11 protein-coding genes and 1 pseudogene are annotated in these 13,052 nt (G+C 72.8%); 5 read left to right on the plus strand and 7 right to left on the minus strand.

Annotated features, from left to right (window positions below):
* Nucleotide 1: 1 nt before the first annotated feature.
* The 5 genes and pseudogenes from ACIGWZ_RS05515 to ACIGWZ_RS05535 form a co-directional block, all read right to left on the minus strand.
* A pseudogene (locus ACIGWZ_RS05515) lies at nt 2-1,965 on the minus strand (substrate-binding domain-containing protein).
* On the minus strand, nt 1,955-3,544 hold the full coding sequence (locus ACIGWZ_RS05520) for a sugar ABC transporter ATP-binding protein (RefSeq protein ID WP_400061115.1): 1,590 nt from the start codon (nt 3,542-3,544) through the stop codon (nt 1,955-1,957). The pseudogene ACIGWZ_RS05515 and the gene ACIGWZ_RS05520 overlap by 11 nt, the downstream one beginning before the upstream one ends.
* 60 nt (nt 3,545-3,604) lie before the next feature.
* The gene (locus ACIGWZ_RS05525; RefSeq protein WP_400061117.1) at nt 3,605-4,603 is read right to left on the minus strand and encodes a LacI family DNA-binding transcriptional regulator; all 999 of its coding nucleotides are present in this window, start codon (nt 4,601-4,603) and stop codon (nt 3,605-3,607) included.
* A gap of 345 nt (nt 4,604-4,948) precedes the next feature.
* Nucleotides 4,949-5,377, minus strand: coding sequence for an organic hydroperoxide resistance protein (locus ACIGWZ_RS05530; RefSeq protein ID WP_400061119.1), 429 nt, complete (start codon nt 5,375-5,377; stop codon nt 4,949-4,951).
* A gap of 244 nt (nt 5,378-5,621) precedes the next feature.
* Entirely contained in the window at nt 5,622-6,644 is a 1,023-nt protein-coding gene (locus ACIGWZ_RS05535) for an NADP-dependent oxidoreductase (RefSeq protein ID WP_400061121.1), read from the minus strand.
* Nucleotides 6,645-6,761: 117 nt separating this feature from the next.
* Between ACIGWZ_RS05535 and ACIGWZ_RS05540 the strand changes: the two genes are divergently transcribed.
* Together ACIGWZ_RS05540 and ACIGWZ_RS05545 are read left to right on the plus strand one after the other, a co-directional pair.
* Nucleotides 6,762-7,193 carry a MarR family winged helix-turn-helix transcriptional regulator gene (locus ACIGWZ_RS05540; RefSeq protein ID WP_400061123.1) on the plus strand — a complete coding sequence of 144 codons (432 nt, stop codon included), beginning with the start codon at nt 6,762-6,764 and terminating at the stop codon, nt 7,191-7,193.
* Between the two features lie 92 nt (nt 7,194-7,285).
* Nucleotides 7,286-7,990 carry a disulfide bond formation protein DsbA gene (locus ACIGWZ_RS05545; RefSeq protein WP_400061125.1) on the plus strand — a complete coding sequence of 235 codons (705 nt, stop codon included), beginning with the start codon at nt 7,286-7,288 and terminating at the stop codon, nt 7,988-7,990.
* A 113-nt stretch (nt 7,991-8,103) separates the two neighbouring features.
* Here the strand turns inward: ACIGWZ_RS05545 and ACIGWZ_RS05550 are convergent, their stop codons facing one another.
* Nucleotides 8,104-9,396 (minus strand): helix-turn-helix domain-containing protein, encoded by a 1,293-nt coding sequence (locus ACIGWZ_RS05550; RefSeq protein WP_400061127.1) that lies wholly within the window; start codon nt 9,394-9,396, stop codon nt 8,104-8,106.
* Between the two features lie 32 nt (nt 9,397-9,428).
* Nucleotides 9,429-9,575, minus strand: a complete 147-nt coding sequence (locus ACIGWZ_RS05555; RefSeq protein ID WP_400061129.1) for a hypothetical protein — start codon at nt 9,573-9,575, stop codon at nt 9,429-9,431.
* Between the two features lie 335 nt (nt 9,576-9,910).
* Here ACIGWZ_RS05555 and ACIGWZ_RS05560 point away from each other — a divergent pair, with 335 nt between their 5' ends.
* The 3 genes from ACIGWZ_RS05560 to ACIGWZ_RS05570 all read left to right on the plus strand — a co-directional run bounded on the left by ACIGWZ_RS05560 (nt 9,911) and on the right by ACIGWZ_RS05570 (nt 13,021).
* Nucleotides 9,911-10,900, plus strand: coding sequence for a DUF3068 domain-containing protein (locus ACIGWZ_RS05560; protein ID WP_400061131.1), 990 nt, complete (start codon nt 9,911-9,913; stop codon nt 10,898-10,900).
* Between the two features lie 206 nt (nt 10,901-11,106).
* A complete protein-coding gene (locus ACIGWZ_RS05565) occupies nt 11,107-12,288 on the plus strand; it encodes a glycosyltransferase family 4 protein (RefSeq protein ID WP_400061132.1) in 1,182 nt (393 codons plus the stop codon).
* A gap of 7 nt (nt 12,289-12,295) precedes the next feature.
* Nucleotides 12,296-13,021, plus strand: a complete 726-nt coding sequence (locus tag ACIGWZ_RS05570) for a class I SAM-dependent methyltransferase (RefSeq protein ID WP_400061134.1) — start codon at nt 12,296-12,298, stop codon at nt 13,019-13,021.
* Nucleotides 13,022-13,052: the final 31 nt, after the last annotated feature.

Raw genomic sequence — 13,052 nt, forward strand, 5'->3', positions numbered from 1 at the left:
CTCACCCGTCTGTCGTGAACTTCGCGGCGTTCTTCGCCGTCACCAGTACCACCGGCACCTTGACCGTCTTCGGCAGCTTCTCACCGCGGGCGGCCTTCAGCGCCCAGTCCACGGCCTGCCTGCCCAGCAGTTGCGGCTGCTGGGCGACGGTGGCCGTCAGCGTGCCGCCCAAGACCGCCTTGACGCCGTCGGGGGTGCCGTCGAACGCCACCACCTTGACGTCCTTGCCGGAACGGGCGCCCAGCGCCTTGGACGCGCCGAGCGCCATCTCGTCGTTGGCGGCGAACACCCCGGCGATGTCGTGGTGCGCCTGGAGCATGTTGGACATCACGTCCATGCCCTTGGTGCGGTCGAAGTCGGCGGGCTGCCGGGCGACGACCTGGATACCGGGGTATTTCCTGATGCCTTCCTCGAATCCCCGGCCGCGCTCGCGGGCGGCGGAGGTGCCGGGCTGGCCCTCCAGGAAGGCCACCTTGCCCTTGCCGCCGAGGGACCGGGCCAGCGTGCGGGCGGCGAGGCGGCCGCCGGCGACGTTGTCGGAGGCGATGGTCGAGCCGACCGTGCCGCCGTTGACGCCGCGGTCGATGGAGATGACCGGCACCTTCGCACGGTTGGCGACGCCGACGGCGGGGACGGCGGCGTCGGAGTCGACCGGGTTGATGACGGCCGCCCGGACGTTCTGGCTGGTGAACGTCTCCATCTGGTTGATCTGCTGGGTGGGGTCGTTCTGCGCGTCGGTGATGTTGATGCGCAGCCCGCGGGCGTCCGCCTCGGCCTGGGCGCCTTCCTTGATGCCGACGAAGAACGGGTTGTTCATCGTGGACAGGGCCAGGCCCAGGTCCGTGTTGCCGCCGCGGTCGCAGCCCGAGAGGGCGAACGCCACCGCCAGAGCGGTCGCAGCCAGCACCCCCGTACGGCGCGTCACTCCCGTACGGCCCTTCACTCCCGCAGCGCCCGTCACCGCGCGCTCCGGCGGCGCAGCGTGTCCAGGAGGACGGCGAGCGCGATGACCAGCCCGGTGGCGACCTGCTGCCAGAACGCCGAGACGCTCAGCAGATTGAGGCCGTTGCGCAGGACGGCGAGGATCAGCGCGCCGATGAGGGTGCCGGAGGCCTTGCCGGAGCCGCCGGAGAGGCTGGCGCCGCCGATGACGACGGCGGCGATGGCGTCCAGTTCGTAGCCGGTGGCGGCCTGCGGCTGGGCCGAGGTGAGCCGGGCGGCGAGGACGATGCCGGCGACCGCGGCGAACACCCCGGACAGCGCGTAGATGACCAGCTTGCGGCGCTTGACGTCGATACCGGAGAGGCGGGCCGCCTCCTCGTTGCCGCCGATCGCGAACATCGCGCGCCCGGCGTACGTACGGGCCAGGATCAGCGCCGCGAGCAGCCCCATCGCGATCATGACGAGGACGGGGATCGGCAGCCAGCCGCCGAGGGTGTCGCCGAGCGCGCCGAGGGAGCCGGGGAAGGCGATCGGCGAACCGCCGGAGACGACCAGGGCCAGGCCGCGGCCTACGGAGAGCATCGCCAACGTGGCGATGAAGGCGGGCAGTTTGCCGTAGGCGACCAGCGCGCCGGAGATCAGGCCGGCCACCACGCCGACCGCGAGGCCGAGCAGGACGGCGATCCACACGGGCAGGTGCTGGTCGGTGGCCGCCCAGGCCACGACGACGGCGGAGAGCCCGGCGACCGAGCCCACCGACAGGTCGATGCCCGCCGCGACGATCACGAAGGTGACGCCGAAGGCGAGGATCGCGGTGACGGAGGCCTGGACGCCGACGTTGAGGAGGTTCTGGCCGTTGAGGAAGTCCGCGGACAGCACCGTCATGACGACGACCAGGGCGATCAGGCCGCCCAGCGGGCCGTTCTTGAGGACCGCCCGGTTCAGCCACGCGCCGGGGCCGTCCCCGTCCGGTGCCCGTCCCACCGCCTTCGCGGCGGCTCCCGTCTTCAGCTCAGCGGACATCGGAGCCCTCCCTCGCGCTCTCGTTCGTGTTCCGGGCGGGCGCCCGGACGGCCAGTTCCATCACGGCGTCCTGGGTGGCCTCTTCGGCCGACAGCTCGCCGGCCAGTCGGCCCCCCGACATCACCAGCACCCGGTCGCTCATCCCGAGTACCTCGGGCAGATCGCTGGAGATCATCAGCACCGCGCCGCCGGACGCCGTCAGGTCGTTGATGAGCCGGTAGATCTCGACCTTCGCGCCGACGTCGATGCCGCGCGTCGGCTCGTCGAGGATCAGCAGCCGGGTGTCCGTCAGCAGCCATTTGCCGATGACGATCTTCTGCTGGTTGCCACCGGACAGGGTGCGGGCGTGCTGCGCCAGGCCGCTCATCCGGACCTTCAGCCGGTCGGCGACGCCGGCCGCTTCGCGGCGCTGGGCGGCCCGGTCCACCAGGCCGCCGCGGGTGTCGCGGTCGAGGCGGGCGAGAGTGAGGTTGTCCTGGAGGGAGGCGTCCAGGACCAGGCCCTGGCCCTTGCGGTCCTCGGGGACGAGCCCCAGTCCGGCGCGCATCGCGGCCCGTACGTCGCCGCGGGCCAGCGCCGTGCCGTCGATCTCGACCGTTCCCGCGTCGTAGCGGTCCACGCCGAAGATGGCGCGGACGACTTCGGTGCGGCCCGCGCCGACCAGTCCGGCCAGGCCCACGACCTCACCGGCGCGCACCTCGAAGTCGATGCCCTCGAAGGCCGGTCCGGCCGTCGTGCCGCTGCGGGTCAGGCCGGTGACCTTCAGCAGCGGGGCGCCGGGCCCGTCGGGGCGGCGGCGCGGGTACTGCTCGGCGAGATCGCGGCCCACCATCAGCCGGATCAGCTCGTCCTCGCCGGTGGCCGCGGGTATCTCGGCGACGGAGCGGCCGTCGCGCAGGACGGTGACCCGGTCGCCGAGGGCGCCGATCTCCTCCAGGTGGTGGGTGATGAAGATGATGCCGACGCCGGATGCGCGCAGTTCGCGGACGATCGCGAAGAGCGTCTCGACCTCCTCGGAGGTGAGGACGGCGGTCGGCTCGTCCATGATCAGGACGCGGGCGTCGAGGCTGAGCGCCTTTGCGATCTCGACCATCTGGCGGCGGGCGATGCCGAGTTCGGCGACCGGGGTGCCGGGGGAGACATCGAGGCGTACGCGGGCGAGCAGTGCGGCGGCGCGCTTGCGCATCGCCTTCCGGTCGACCAGGCCGAGCGCGGTGCGCGGCTGGCGCCCCAGGAAGATGTTCTCGGCGACGGTCAGGCCCGGGACGAGGTTGAACTCCTGGTGGATGGTGGCGATGCCGAGGCGTGCGGCGTCCTGCGCGGAGCGGATCCGCACCTCGTGCAGGCCCGCTTCGCCGTCCACCAGGATGCGGCCCTCGTCGGGGCGGTGGGCGCCGGAGAGCATCTTGATCAGGGTGCTCTTGCCCGCGCCGTTCTCGCCGAGCAGGACGTGCACCTCGCCGGCGCGCAGGGTCAGGTCCACGCCGTCCAGGGCGCGCACGCCCGGGAAGGACTTGGTCACCCCCACCACGCGCAGCAGTTCGCGGCCGCCCGGTACGTCGTCGTTGACGCCGGTCATGCGCTGCCTTCCTTCCTTCGGGGTCTCTTTCTTCCGGATCCGGTTCCTCGTACGGCCGGGTCAGTGGGCGCGCTCGCCGCAGGAGCGGCGCGTCACGAGGCGGGCGGGCAGCAGCACCGAGTCGGCCGGGCGGCCCTCGATGCGCGCCAGCAGGGTGTGGACGGCGGCCCGGCCCAGTTCGCGGGTGGGCTGGGCGATGACGGTCAGCGGCGGATCGGTGTGGGCGAACCACGGCACGTCGTCGTAGACGACGAGGGCGACGTCGTCGGGGACCCGCAGCCCGCGGGCCTTGAGCTCGTCCATCGCGCCGAGCGCCATGAGGTTGTCGGTCGCCAGCACGGCGTCGGGCCGCTGCGACAGGTCGAGGAGGTCGCTCATCACCCGGCGGCCGCCGGTGTGCTGGAGGTCGAAGGTGGCGCCGACGCGTTCGTCGGGCAGGGCGATGCCGTGGGCGGCAAGCGCCTCGCGGAAGAGGCCGAGGCGCTCGTCGCCGGTGGGGGTGCCGGCCGGGGCGACGATGATGGCGGGGCGGCGGCGGCCGAGGACGGCGAGGTGGGCGGCCAGGTCGGACATCGCGGCGCGGCCGTCGGCGCGGACGCAAGGCGCGTCGATGCCGGGGACGGTGCGGTCGAGGAGGACCAGCGGGGTGCCGGATTCGACGACCTCGCCGAGCATCGCCGAGCCGGTGCCGGCCGAGCTGACCAGCAGTCCGTCGATGCGGCGGTCGAGCAGGGTGCGGATGTAGTCGTCCTGCTGCTCGGGGCGTTCGCCGGCGTTGCCGATGACCAGGCTGTAGCCGAGGCTGCGGGCCTCGTCCTCGACGGCGTCGGCGAGCTCGGTGAAGAAGGGGTTGGTGAGGTCGCTGATGATCAGGCCGAGCGCGCCGGTACGGGCGGTGCGCAGGGCGCGGGCGACGTTGTTGGGGCGGTAGCCCAGTTCCCGTACGGCGGCGAGCACCCGCTCGCGGGTCTCGGCGACCGGACTGTGGCCGTTGAGGACCCGGGAGACGGTGGCGACGGAGACTCCCGCCCGCTCCGCCACATCTTTGATGTTCGCCATGGCGCCGTTGCCGTCCTGTTCCTGCGGTCCGCGTCGTTGCGGAACCGGCCCGTAGGGTGTCCGGCCTGCCGGGAGGCGGGCGGATCACCGAAACCGCTGCGTGTAATCGATTCCGTGTTCCTGTGCGAGGCTCTACGTAATCGATTACACGGCGATGCGGTCAAGGCATTGCGAAGGTGACCTGCATCACAATGGGCGTGGCCTGCCCCCATGTCCGAGGCCGCACGGCCGAAGCCCCGTGACGAAGCGGCATGGCCGAGCCCGCACGGCCGAGGCCGCACCCCGCTGGGGGATGCGGCCTCGGCTTCGGGCTCTGCGGCAGGCGCGCCGGACGCGCCGGACGCGTCAGGCGACGGTCAGCTTGACCTCGATGTTGCCGCGGGTGGCGTGGGAGTACGGGCACACCTGGTGCGCCTTCTCCACCAGGGCCTTGGCGGTGTCCGCGTCGACGTTGGGGATCGAGGCGGAGATCTCGACCGTGAGGCCGAAGGCGCCGGCCTCGGTCTTGCCGATGCCGACCTTGGCGGTCACGCGGGAGCCGGAGACATCCTGCTTCTCCTGGCGGGCGACGACGCTGAGCGCGCCCTGGAAGCAGGCGCTGTAGCCCGCCGCGAAGAGCTGCTCGGGGTTGGTGCCGGCGCCGCTGCCACCCTGCTCCTTGGGCGGGTTGACGACCACGTCGAGCTTGCCGTCGTCGCTGGCGACGCGGCCGTCGCGGCCGTTCTCGGCGGTGGCAACGGCGGTGTAGACGACGTCAACGGTCGGGATGGACATAGCAATCCTCCTGTGATTCGCCGCGACTCGCGCCCACGGATCGCGACGGCTTGCCGCTGAGCCTAACGGGCGGGGCAAGGGGGCGGGGGGACGAGGGGTGGGCGGGCGCGCGGCCCTCCGGCTCCCCCTCCCCCGGGGCCCCGCCCCACCCCGCCCCACCACCGCCACCGCCGGTCGGCGAGCTTCGCCGTCGGCCGCCGGCCGGCAGGTGCCCGGCTTCAGGCGGCGGCGAGGCCCGTGGCCGTCATCCCTCCAGGCTCACGATCATCTTTCCGGTGTTCTCGCCGCGGAGCATGCCCAGGAAGGCCTCGACGCCGTTCTCGACGCCGATCACCTCGGTCTCGCGGTACTTGAGCTCGCCGGAGCGGATCCAGGCGGAGACCTCCTCCACGAACTTCGGCTGAAGGTCGGCGTGGTCGCTCACCAGGAGGCCCTGCATGCGCAGGCGCTTGCCGATCACCATGGCGAGGTTGCGCGGGGCGGGGCTCGGCTCGGTGGCGTTGTACATCGAGATCATGCCGCAGACCGCGATCCGGCCACGGACGTTGAGGGCGGAGATGGCCGCCTCGAGGTGGTCGCCGCCGACGTTGTCGAAGTAGACGTCGATGCCGTCGGGCGCGGCCGCCCTGAGCTGGCCCGTGACGTCGTCGCCGTGCTTGTAGTTGAAGGCGGCGTCGAAGCCGTACTCCTCCACCAGGAGCTTGACCTTCTCGTCGGAGCCGGCCGAGCCGATGACCCGGGAGGCGCCCTTGAGCCTGGCGATCTGGCCGACCTCGCTGCCCACGGCACCCGCGGCGCCGGAGACGAAGACGGCGTCGCCCTCCTTGAAGGAGGCGACCTCCAGCAGGCCCGCGTAGGCGGTCAGGCCCGGCATGCCCAGCACACCGAGGTAGGCGGTGAGCGGGGCCAGCGACGGGTCGACCTTCGCAGCGCGCTCGGCGTCCAGGACCGCGTACTCGCGCCAGCCCAGGCCGTGCAGGACGTGGTCGCCGACGGCGACGGACTCGGCACGCGAGGCGATGACCTCGCCGACCGCGCCGCCGTCCATCGGCTGGTCGAGCCGGAACGGCGGGACGTAGGACTTCACGTCGTTCATCCGGCCGCGCATGTAGGGGTCGACGGAGAAGTGCAGGTTGCGGACCAGGATCTGGCCCTCGCCGACCTCGGGGACCGCGGTCTCCCGCAGCGCGAAGTCATCGGCAGTGGGCCAGCCGTGCGGACGGGCGACGAGGTGCCATTCGCGGCCGGTTACGGGCAGTGCGGACATGAGCGCGATCCTCCAGCTTGCTTCGGCCCGAATACCTCAGGCCCGATACTTCATGTGCTGAAACAATGATGCTCCTCGATATTTCATGTTGTCAAGTAATTGGGTATCCTGGTCGGCATGACACCGCGTGCAGACCCCTTGACCGTCGAGGTCGTCGACCTGATCGGCACCGTCGTCGCCCGTTACTACGAGGAGTACGAGCACGCCGCGGCCGAGCACTCCCTCACCGGCGCGCAGGCGCGGGTGCTCAGCCTGCTCGCCGTCGAGCCGCTGCCCATGCGCAAGGTCGCCCAGCGGCTGAAGTGCGAGCCGTCGAACGTCACGGGGATAGTGGACCGCCTGGAGTCCCGGGGCCTGGTGGAGCGCCGCCCCGACCCGGCCGACCGCCGCGTCAAGCTGGCCGCGCCGACCGCCGAGGGCAGCCGTACGGCCGAGCGCCTGCGCACCTCCCTCGACTTCGCCCGCGAGCCGCTCGGCCAGCTGACCGTCGCGGAGCGCACGCTGCTCAAGCAGCTGCTCCAGCGGATGCTGGGCATCGCTCCCGAGTAGCGCGGCGGCGGGCCGGCGGGGGAATTGGCCCAGGAATGCCGGGGGCGAATGTCCCGGGTGCCGGGCGTCGGGGGCGCTCTACCCTGATCCGCATGACGTCCCAGAACCCCCAGAGCGCCCCGAACACCCGGAGCACCCAGGAATCGCAGAACTCCCCGGGTGCCCGGAGCGCCGGGAGCACCCCGGATCCCGCCCGCCACACCGTCGACTTCTACTTCGACCCGATCTGCCCGTTCGCCTGGATCTCCTCCCGCTGGATCCTGGAGGTCGAAAAGCACCGCGACCTCGATCTGCGTTTCCGGGTGATGAGCCTGTCCGTGCTCAACGAGGGCCGCGAGGACCTGCCCGAGAAGTACCGCGATCTGCTGGATGCGGGCTGGGGCCCGGTGCGGGTGTGCATCGCGGCCGCCCAGGAGCACGGCGAGGAGGTGCTGCGCGATCTGTACACCGCGCTCGGCACCCGGATCCACACCAACGGCCGCGAGGACACCGCGACCGTCATCGAGGAGGCGCTGGCCGAGGCCGGACTGCCGGTGGAGCTGGCCCGCGCCGCCGAGCGGGACACCTACGACGACGCGCTGCGCAAGAGCCACCACCAGGGCATGGACCCGGTCGGCGAGGACGTCGGGACGCCCACGATCCACATCGACGGGGTCGCGTTCTTCGGCCCGGTCCTGATGGCGATCCCGCGGGGCGAGGAGGCGGTACGGGTCTTCGACGGCGCCCGCCTGCTGGCCGGTTACGACAAGTTCTTCGAGCTGAAGCGGACCCGTACCGGGGAGTTCGACTTCAGCTGACGGGCTCGCGCCCCGTGGGCGCGGGGCGGTGGGGACGAAGGAGGGCGCGGTGAGCTGCGGGAGCCTCTTCGCGTTCGGGCCGGCCCGCGTCCTCGACGGCATGGAGGCCCTGGTCATGCGGACGGCGGCGGGCCCTGGCCGAGCTCGCCCCGTAACCGCCGTGCCCGCAGCACCAGCTCCAGTTCGAAGCGGCGGTCCGGATCGTCTACCTCGGCGCCCCACAACTCCCTGATCTGGCGCAGCCGGTAGCGCACGGTCTGTGGGTGGACGCCGAGCCGGGCGGCCACCTCGGGGGCGCCGCCGCGGGTCTCCAGCCAGGCGAGCAGGGTTTCGGCGAGGCGGCGGCCGTGGGTGGGGCCGCAGCGGGTGAGCGGGGCGAGGCGGCGGCGGGTGAGGTCCTCGATCAGCTCTTCGGGCGGCAGCAGGACCAGCGCCTCGGTGTGCTCGGTGCACTGGAGCAGCTCGCCGGCCGGCAGCAGCCCGCGCTCCATCAGGTCGACCGCGGACCCGGCCCAGCGCAGCGACTTGGCGGCGTCCAGCAGCGGCACGGCGGGCCCGATGGCGCCCGACCACCCGGCGGCCGCGCGGGCCAGCAGCTCGCGCCGCCCGGGGGCGTCCGGCTCGGGCACCACCATCCGGGGCCGTTCGCACTCCATGTCCAGCAGGACATCGGAGGCCACGGCGGGCGCCACCGCCTCGCGGGCCGGGCGCAGCAGGACGGCGACGGCGACGCGTTCGGGCAGCGGCCAGCCGATGCGGGCGGCGCGTTCGGCGAGCGGGGAGCGGGAACCGCGGGCGGCGGCGGGTCCCGCCGCGCCGCCCGGCACCGTCCGGGCCCAGGGGCCGGCCCGGCCGGTGCCGTTGGTGCTCGCGAACAGCTGCTCCATCAGGCGGCGTTGCAGCCGCAGCCGTTCCCCTGCCTGGCGGGCGGCGGCCTCGGCATAGCCGCGTACGGACTCGGCGACCAGCCCGTCGAGGTACTCGAAGCCCGACTCGGCGAGTTCGTACATCGCGGGTGCCGGGATGGCGACCTCCTGGCCGATCTCGGCGAGCCGCCGCCAGGCCAGTTTGACGCCGAGCCGGTACATGGCCTGGAGGGCGTCCAGGCTGCGGCCCTGGATGCCCTCGCCGCGGCCGAATTCCTGGAAGACCCGGGGGTGGACGTGCGGCCGGTCCAGCCCTGCGGTCATGTGCGCGACGAAGTGCTCCAGGGACTGCCGGATGCCGACCAGGGCGCGCGGCTCACCGAACTCGTCCGGAATCAGCGGCAGTTGGGGATAGGCGTGGCGGATCTCGCGCAGGATGTCCTCGGCCAGTGCGGGCACCTCGTCCAGGGCCAGGGCGGCGAACCGGTGTACCTGGCGGTGCGGGACCTCCCGCCAGGCGGAGCGTAAGGCGGTCACCATGGCCGGACCCTCCTGCGCATGTCCGGCCCGTCCTATTCGCCGGTCCGGTCGAAGGTCACCAGCGGCACGTTGGGCTGCCGGGGGGTGGAGTCCAGGGCGGCGGCGATGCCGAGCGCGGCGCCGACGGCCAGGGCGGCGGCGGCCAGTGCGGTCAGTGCGGCGGCGAGCGTTCGATGCATGGCGCGCGGGCCCTTCGTCGATGCCGGGAACCCTGGCCGGTCCCCGTCGAGGCTGGTACGGCACATCGCAACGGCCCCCTGGCGTACGGATCGGCGCGTACGGATCGGGCCGACGGATCGGCCGGTACGGAACGGGCCGTACGGATCGGGGCCTGCTCGGTGCCGCGTCCCACAGCGCGGCACCACGGCAGTCGTGGTGCCTGCCGAGTGTGGAAGGGCATTGACTCGCTGTCAAGAGTTCCCTTACGTTCCCGGCCCAGGGCGCCCCGGACCCCGCCGGCGCCGCCGCACGTGCACCAGAGCGTGTTTCCCCCACCGCTTCCAGGAGTGCTCGTATGCCCGAATCCGGCACACCCACCACCGCGGCCACCGCCGCCCGTACCGCCTCGCCCCTCTCGCTGGCCCTGCTGGGGCTCGGCGTGTTCCTGCTGGTCCTGGCGCCGCTGCTGGCCTGGTACGTCACGCCGCGGGCCAAGGTCACACCGGTCGATGTCGACGTCACCACCGTCTTCACCGGCACCGGCAGCTACTTCGACACCGGGGCGCTGGTGACCCGGAAGCGGCAGAAGATCACCATCACCCGGCATGTGCTGGGCGATGTCGCGGCGAGCGAGGAGAGCGGGCGGGCGGTGTGGGACGTGTCCACCACGGTCGACACCCCGAGGACGCTGCCGCTGAAGGATCCGCGCAAGGCGTTCCAGTGGACCGTCGAACGCTGGGTCACCGACCGCCGCAGCAACGCCCCGGTGCACTGCTGCCAGGAGGCGCCCACCCGGTTCGACGGCGATGCGTACCTCAAATTCCCCTTCGATGTGCAGCAGAAGAGTTATCGGTGGTGGGACAACACGCTGGGCGCGGCCGTCCCGCTCCGCTTCGCCGGTACGAAGACGGTCCAGGGGTATGCGGGCTATCGCTTCACCGGGACCGTGCCGGCCACCAGGACCGGCAGCCGGCAGGTGCCGGGCAAGCTCGTCGGGCGTCCGGAGCAGGGGCAGATCCAGGCCGAGGAGTGGTACGCCAATTCCGGTATCGAGATGGTCGTCGAGCGGCGCACCGGGCGGATCATCAGTGCCGCCATCTCGCCGCTGAAGACGCTGCGGGCCCCCGGCGCCCGGCGTGACGCGGTGACCCTGTTGCGCGGCGACCATCTGGAGTTCACCGCCGCCACGCAGCGGGCGCAGGTGCGGCTGGCGAAGGCCGACAGCGACAAGCTGGCACTGGTGAGCGGGCCGCTGCCGGTGGGCGCCGCGGCGGCGGGCGGCGCGCTGGCGCTGGTAGGGGTGGTGCTGGTGGTGCGGGGGAGGAAGCCGGGCGGCCGATCCTGAGCGAAGTGATGAACCGTCAGCCCAACCGGACCGGGTTTTTGTCACTCCGGTGAGTAGCCGCGGCGGGCCGCGCGGCGAAAACTGTCCACCCCACACCGGCACCACCCGTGCACCACCCGCGCCGTCCCCGCGCCGTCCCCGCACGACTCAGCACGCAGTACGTCCCCCACCGCCGGTACCGCACCCTGAGACGAGTTGGAGCGCCCATGCCCCAGCACGTACGACCGTCCCCGCAGCACGTACCGCCACCGTCCCCGCCCCGCGCGGCACCCTCCGGTCCGCCCCTCTCCGGTCCGCCCCCGCTCCCCCGCCGTATCGTCTTCCTCGCCCGCCGCGACCTGGACAACCCCGCCGCCGGCGGCTCCGAACTCCTGGTGGACAAGATCGCCGACGGGCTCACCGCACACGGCCACCAGGTCACCCTGCTGTGCGGCGGACCGGCCTCCGCAGGCACCCCCGCCCGCGGCTACCGGGTGGTCTCCGCGGGCGGCGACGCCGGTCATTTCCTGCGCGCACCGCGCGAGTTGGCCCGTCGGGTCGGCGCCTGCGATCTGCTGGTCGAGGTGTGCAACGGCATGCCGTACCTCGCGCCGCTGTGGCACCGCGGCCCCACCCTGTGCCTGGTCAACCACGTCCATACGGACCTGTGGGAGATGCGCTATCCGGGGCCCGCCGCCCGGCTCGGCCGCAGGCTGGAGCACTGGGCGCTGGCCGGCACCCACCGCCGCAACCTGATGGTCGCCGTCTCCGGCTCGACCGCGTCCGCGCTGCGCGGGCTCGGCGTGGACGGCGACCGTATCCGGCTGGTCCACAACGGCGTCGAGGAGCCGGGACCGCTCGCCCCCAAAGCCGCCGAACCGCTCTTCCTGGCCATGGGCCGGCTCGTCGAGTACAAGCGGATCGATCTGCTGCTGCGGCTGTGGGAGCGGGTCCGCCCGGTGACCGGCGGCCGGCTCGTCATCGTCGGCGACGGCCCCGAGCGGGCGCGGCTGACCGCGACGGCCGGTCCGGACGTCACCTTCACCGGCCACATCTCCGAACAGCGCAAGCATCAACTCCTGTGTTCCGCCTGGCTGTTGCTGCACCCCTCGCTGGTGGAGGGGTGGGGGCTGGTGGTCATGGAGGCCGCCGCCCGCCGCACGCCCGCCGTCGGCTTCGACGTCCCCGGACTGCGCGACTCCGTGACGGACGGCGTCACCGGGCTGCTGGCCCGCGGCGAGAGCGCCTTCGCCGCGCACTGGTGCACCCTCGCGCTCAGCGCCCGCCGCCGCGACGCCCTCGGCCGCGCGGCGGAGGCGCGCGCCGCCCGCTTCCGGTGGAGCCGTACGGTCAGCAGCTTCCGGGCGGTCGCCGCGGAGGCCGTCCTCACCACGCTCCCCGGGAGGTGAGGCCCCGGTGCGCGACCCCTCACTGCGCAGGTCCGTTGCCCTCTTCCGCGCCTTTCTGCGCGAACAGACCGAACCGGAACGCTGTTACACACTGCTCGCCCGGGACGCCGCCGACCAGGTGGAGCGCCACGCCCCGCTCAAGGGCGCGGTGGTCGCCGATGTCGGCGGCGGCAGCGGCCACTTCACCGAGGAGTTCCGGCGGCGCGGCGCCCAGGGCCTGCTCTTCGAGCCCGATACGGGCGAACTGACCGCCCGCGGCCGTGTCCCCGAAGGCGCGGTGGTCGCCGACGGCTATCTGCTGCCGCTCGCCGACGGCGCCGCCGACATCTGCTTCTCCTCCAACGTCCTGGAGCATGTCGCCGACCCGGAAACCTTCCTGAGCGAAATGATCCGGGTCACCCGCCCCGGCGGGCTGATCTACGTCTCCTTCACCAACTGGCTGTCCCCCTGGGGCGGCCATGAGACCGCGCCCTGGCACTACCTGGGCGCCGAACGGGCCCGCGCCCGCTACCTGCGGCGCACCGGCCGCCCCGCCAAACACACCCTGGGCGAGAACCTCTTCGCCCTCCACATCGGCCGCACCCTGCGCCAGGTCCGCGCCCGCGACGAGGTCTCCGTCCTCTCGGCCCGCTCCCGCTATGCGCCGTTCCTCGCCGAGACCATCCCCCGCCTCCCGGGCGTCCGCGAAGTCGCCACCTGGAACCTTCTCCTCATCCTCCGGCGGTTGCCATGACCCAGACGCCCCAGACGTCCCCGTCGACCCG

Origin of the sequence: Streptomyces sp. NPDC053427, from assembly GCF_044544985.1 — a bacterium.
Lineage (GTDB): Bacteria > Actinomycetota > Actinomycetes > Streptomycetales > Streptomycetaceae > Streptomyces.